Source organism: Salinicola socius (genome assembly GCF_001937195.1).
Taxonomy (GTDB): domain Bacteria; phylum Pseudomonadota; class Gammaproteobacteria; order Pseudomonadales; family Halomonadaceae; genus Salinicola; species Salinicola socius.
The window spans coordinates 1-479 of the sequence record NZ_MSDO01000130.1 but is presented as its reverse complement, the minus strand read 5'-3'; the positions used below and the strand labels follow the sequence as shown (position 1 = coordinate 479).

Below are 479 nucleotides of genomic sequence, written 5' to 3'. Positions count from 1 at the left end.
TATCAGTGATCTCTGGCGTATCGAGCGGGCGCTGGTCGGCAGGAGTCTATCCGCGCAAACGGCGAGAAGGGTGCCGGGAGAGGCGCTCATGGCAGGAGCTGATACGGGATCGGGATGATGAAGAGGATGACGCCGGAAAAAGAGAAACCGTGCGCAAAGAGATCTTGCGAAGAATAGATCGTTGGGCAGTAACCGGCGTTGTGTCAGACAGTCGGTGCTTGTTCGATCGAAATGTTCTGCAGTACATGACACATGGTGCCCAGGAGAGGACTTGAACCTCCACGTCCATAAGGACACTAGCACCTGAAGCTAGCGCGTCTACCAATTCCGCCATCCGGGCTTAATCCGACCCTGTGGCTTTCATTGAATTTTCATTCTCGAAAGCGTCACCGCAAGAAGCGATGGTGCCCAGAAGAGGACTTGAACCTCCACGTCCGTAAGGACACTAGCACCTGAAGCTAGCGCGTCTACCAATTCCG

General features: G+C 54.7%; 1 tRNA gene. It reads right to left on the bottom strand.

The features are described 5' to 3' along the window. Positions 1–253: 253 nt before the first annotated feature. Positions 254–340 (bottom strand) — tRNA-Leu (locus tag BTW07_RS19205). Positions 341–479 lie beyond the last annotated feature (139 nt).